1 pseudogene is annotated in these 275 nt (G+C 64.0%); it reads left to right on the plus strand.

From position 1 onward, the window contains the following. Positions 1-275 (plus strand): annotated as a pseudogene (locus Q5762_RS38275) (FAD-containing monooxygenase EthA); the annotation flags it as partial.

Genomic DNA, 275 nt, shown 5'->3' on the forward strand with positions numbered 1-275 from the left:
GCCGAGGACGCCCTGGCCAACTGGCTGCGCGCCCATCTGCCGGCCAAGCTCGCCTACAGCCTGGTGCGCTGGCGCAACGTGCTGCTGCAGCAATTCTTCTTCAACTTGGCGCGCAAGAACCCGGAAAAGACCAAGGAGCGCTTAGTGGGGCTCGTGCGCGAGGCGCTGGGCCCCGACTTCGATGTGGAGACCCACTTCACGCCCCGCTACAAGCCTTGGGATCAGCGTCTCTGTCTGATCCCCGACGACGATTTGTTCAACGCCATCAAGGCGGG

Source organism: Streptomyces sp. P9(2023) (assembly GCF_032436795.1).
Lineage (GTDB): Bacteria > Actinomycetota > Actinomycetes > Streptomycetales > Streptomycetaceae > Streptomyces.